This window comes from Thalassobacter sp. (assembly GCF_982993085.1).
This window is the reverse complement of sequence record NZ_CEZFMW010000201.1, coordinates 1-3,353: the sequence shown is the minus strand read 5'-3', so window position 1 is coordinate 3,353 and position 3,353 is coordinate 1. Positions and strand designations below refer to the sequence as shown.

Below are 3,353 nucleotides of genomic sequence, written 5' to 3'. Positions count from 1 at the left end.
AACGAGCGCAACGCAGGTCGATGTCATGGTCAGATAAATCCGAAGGCTTGAACAAATCACACCCACCAGCCGGATTGACATAGCGGGTCGCCTCTAGCTTACGCGAGATAAATGGCGCCCAATCTCCCGGCCCCATACGATCAGGAAAATCCAGCGACAGACCGGAACAGAACCGGTAATCGAAGGATATATTAAGATACTCACAAACGGCTTTCAGTCCAGCGACATTGAGGTTGGTAAGCGCATTGCCTTCAAGGCTGGAAAAGATACGGCCGATAACATCAAGGGCCTCCATGTGATATAGCGCTGATTTTCTGTAATGGTCGAGCTTGCCGCACAGAGACCGATGGAATGCGGCCGGTTCCGCCACCTTCGCAAGTCCAGTAGTCGTCACCGGTAAGAAGGCACCAAAAGCGGCTTCCGTGCGGCGGCTTGTGATGTAGGAATAATTTCTTTCCCGCCCCTTGGTTCTCGGTGCTCGTGAATACGGTGATCTTATCTGGGTGCCGCGCGCGGTAATCTTCCAGAATTCGCCTGCTGTCATCAGTCGATGCGTCATTGAAACAGTACATTTGAAAGCTGTGCCGGGTTTCCTGCATGAGCACACTTTCGATTGTGTCAGCAATGGTGGCTTCATGATTGTACACGGCTGAGAAGATGCTGATATCTTCGGATTTAAAGGCATGAGGAAGCTGCATTTCAATTCCGAAAAGTGGAAGTAAACTAGATGGTTGAGTTGTTTCAAAACTTAAGAGTGATGTCCATCCGTGCTGTGCAATACTCGTTGGACCCTGCCATATACTCGAATGCCGTCGAGCGATGCTGGCAAGCTTCCGCCTTCTGATCGCGTACCCGTTGACAGGTTCGCAATTAAATGAAAACCTTGTTCAGCGATCTCGGCTGGGATGTGTTCCGCCAGGTAAGCAAGCTCAACATGAGCTACCTCCCGCAATTCGGACACTGGTAGAAGCTAGGACTTGCTGTCTGCAGATTTTCTGTATGAAGGAAATCAGGAATGTCAAAAACGGAAGCAACATCAGCCAGAATTCAAAGCCAAGGTGGCGTTGGAGGCGCTGAAAGGCGAAGAAACGGTCAGCGAACTGGCCAGTCGTTTTGGCGTGCATCCGACGATGATACATCGGTGTAAGCGGGCCCTGCTTGAAGGTTTATTTGGCGTATTTGAGCGTGGTGGCCGGAAGGCACCGGAAGTCGAGGAAGAGCAGGTCAAAGACCTGCACGCCAAGATTGGGGAGCTGGCTGTCGCCAACGATTTTTTGGCCAGAAAGCTCAAACCCTGGACCGGCAAGTGAGGCGCAAGAGGATTGAACCAAACCTGCCGGGCCTGTCGGTTGGCAAGCAATGTGCCTTGCTGTCGATCTCGCGGTCCTCGTTCTACTAGGAGCCGAAGGGAGAGAGCGAGATGAACCTCGACCTGATGCGCGTGATTGATAAGCAGTTCCTTGAGACCCCGTTTTATGGGGTGAGCCAGATGACATGGCATCTGCGCAATGAGACCCACGTGGTCAATGAGAAGCGGATCAGGGCAGCCAGTTCACGTCTTTTGCCTAGACGGATCGGTTATGGCGTTCAAACGTGCGCATCTCAATGGATGGCAAAGGCTACTTCCTCGATAACATCTTCGTAGAACGGCTTAGGCGGTCGTTGAAGTATGAATGCGTCTATCTGCATACCTGCGGAACCGGGTCGGAGGCGAAGGCAGGTGTCAGAATGTGGATCGACTTCTATAACTTCAAGCGCCCCCATTCTGCCCTTGGCGGCAAGCCACCTGCTGTGGTCTATTGGCAGGGAATTGAAACAACCAACCCCGATCAGCAGGTGCAAGGAGTAGCTTAAACTACGCCAGATCCTGTCCAACAAATGGGGAGTAGCTCATCATATTTGGTCCTTAGTTGCGGCATCCTGGCGCGAAATATGGTCGCCTCCTTAGCGGCTCATAGTTGAGTCTGCACATGTTATTTGCTTTGCGTAAGGTCATCTTGCTATTTAGGGCCAACGGCTCGGTGACTGCGTTAACCTGCCAATTGCAAATAAAAGAGATATACTACCGGTAAACAGCTGAGCTTTTAAGGCTGACCCAGCCACTCAAGAGGGGAGAAGTATTGTCTAGAAATTGTGCGACTTCAATATGTCGATTAGTGTAAGGTACTCGAGATGGTGAGCAATGGTCTCTAACTATTCAGAGACGTAAGCAGCCGTAGCAAAACTACATGAGTCGAGACCTGAGCGCTGCTGTGAGCCGTACAAGGGGGGGCAAAAAATGTCCCCTATATGTCCCCCAAGAGGCTTCATGTTCATAGACTTAATTGAAGCGGCAGTCTAAGGGGTTGATTTTATGGTACCACCTCCCCGGCTCGAACGGGGGACCTCCTGATCCACAATCAGGCGCTCTAACCTACTGAGCTAAGGCGGCACGCTTGGTGGATTTAGCGAGGTGTGCTGACGATTGCAAGCGCTAGTGGCGCGCTATTTTCCACCTTTGTGCGATCAAATCCGCACGGATGCGAGTGCGGACCTGTCATGGCCCGCGGGCCACACATGCTGCGCCGCAGGCTTGCATGGCGGCAAGCCATTGAGTAGACGCAACGCAACAAGGAGGCCACCATGGGCATCAATACCGAAAGCGACATCACCGCAAACCTGCAAATCGGTCCAACGACCGACGGCATGGTCCGTATTTTTGTCGAAGCCGGTGATGTTGAAATCCCGATGGATTTTGAACCCGAAGAAGCCTTGGATATTGCTGAAGAAATTCGCGCAGCGGCTCTTTCGATTACGGGAGAGTGAACGCCAACGGATCGCGCAGAGCGTGAAGGCGCTGCGCACTGGTCCGGGCGAATTTCTGCATAAGCTTTTTGCGCCGCGCGGCTGGTAGCGGGGTTTCAGGCCCCATACGAACAATCTCGGCGCCATAACTATCGGCGATGATCAGGCCGGTGTCATCTGGCAGCAGGTCCGTAGGGAAATCGCTGTCGACGGCCCAGAAAAACCGATCGCAATACGGTAAATAGCCCTGCCATTTTTGGTCAGATTGAAAATCAGCGCGCGATGATTTGCATTCAACCACCCAAAGCTGCCCTTTTGGCCCTATGGCCATGATGTCTACGCGCAGGCCTCGCTCTGGGGTGAACTCCTCGATGCAATTGTAATCATGCGTCAAAAGGTGCCGCCCGGTACCTCGTGCAAGCATTTGCCCCGGACTGAGAGTGGGATCACTGGTCATCATCAGTGCACTTTGAACGTAACGTGAACACATGTCTAGGCTTGTGCGACAGTGCACGCGGCCCTATGTGTCGGGGCAGGCGGGTTCTGCGGGATACGTCAACATAGCGAAA

6 protein-coding genes and 1 tRNA gene are annotated in these 3,353 nt (G+C 52.7%); 3 read left to right on the top strand and 4 right to left on the bottom strand.

Features of this window, described 5'->3' with window-relative positions; genetic code table 11:
• Both AC4GMC_RS17855 and AC4GMC_RS17850 read right to left on the bottom strand, forming a co-directional pair.
• A partial coding sequence (locus AC4GMC_RS17855; protein WP_487879084.1) for a WbqC family protein occupies positions 1-370 on the bottom strand: 370 nt, incomplete at its 3' end.
• A complete protein-coding gene (locus AC4GMC_RS17850) occupies positions 282-698 on the bottom strand; it encodes a glycosyltransferase family 2 protein (protein WP_487879083.1) in 417 nt (138 codons plus the stop codon). The genes AC4GMC_RS17855 and AC4GMC_RS17850, both read right to left, overlap by 89 nt.
• A 279-nt stretch (positions 699-977) precedes the next feature.
• Here AC4GMC_RS17850 and AC4GMC_RS17845 point away from each other — a divergent pair, with 279 nt between their 5' ends.
• Positions 978-1,310 (top strand): transposase, encoded by a 333-nt coding sequence (locus AC4GMC_RS17845; RefSeq protein WP_487879082.1) that lies wholly within the window; start codon positions 978-980, stop codon positions 1,308-1,310.
• Positions 1,311-1,593: 283 nt separating this feature from the next.
• Positions 1,594-1,854, top strand: coding sequence for an integrase core domain-containing protein (locus AC4GMC_RS17840; RefSeq protein WP_487879081.1), 261 nt, complete (start codon positions 1,594-1,596; stop codon positions 1,852-1,854).
• A gap of 500 nt (positions 1,855-2,354) precedes the next feature.
• On the opposite strand, the gene AC4GMC_RS17835 is transcribed toward AC4GMC_RS17840, so the two are convergent.
• Positions 2,355-2,431: transfer RNA gene (locus tag AC4GMC_RS17835), tRNA-His, on the bottom strand.
• A gap of 191 nt (positions 2,432-2,622) precedes the next feature.
• On the opposite strand from AC4GMC_RS17835, the gene AC4GMC_RS17830 reads away from it, so the two are divergent.
• Positions 2,623-2,805 carry a DUF6324 family protein gene (locus AC4GMC_RS17830; RefSeq protein WP_038007932.1) on the top strand — a complete coding sequence of 61 codons (183 nt, stop codon included), beginning with the start codon at positions 2,623-2,625 and terminating at the stop codon, positions 2,803-2,805.
• Here the strand turns inward: AC4GMC_RS17830 and AC4GMC_RS17825 are convergent.
• On the bottom strand, positions 2,792-3,241 hold the full coding sequence (locus AC4GMC_RS17825; protein WP_487879080.1) for an MmcB family DNA repair protein: 450 nt from the start codon (positions 3,239-3,241) through the stop codon (positions 2,792-2,794). The two genes, AC4GMC_RS17830 and AC4GMC_RS17825, sit on opposite strands and share 14 nt — an antisense overlap.
• Positions 3,242-3,353: the final 112 nt, after the last annotated feature.